We start from the raw sequence: 203 nt of genomic DNA on the forward strand, positions 1-203 counted from the left end.
TAGATTAAGATTCTTCAGTTCGCTGTTGCTTTGTTTAGAATTACAGAATAATGAGCTAATTTGTTTTAAAAATATTCGAATCTAATACAGTAGTTTATAGAAATAAAAAGACTTCTCGACAAGCTCGAAGTGACAAGGTTTGTTATTTTTGCATAACGCATAACGCATAACGCATAACGCATAACGCATAACGCATAACGCAT

Origin of the sequence: Faecalibacter macacae, from assembly GCF_003687725.1 — a bacterium.
Taxonomy (GTDB): Bacteria; Bacteroidota; Bacteroidia; order Flavobacteriales; family Weeksellaceae; genus Empedobacter; species Empedobacter macacae.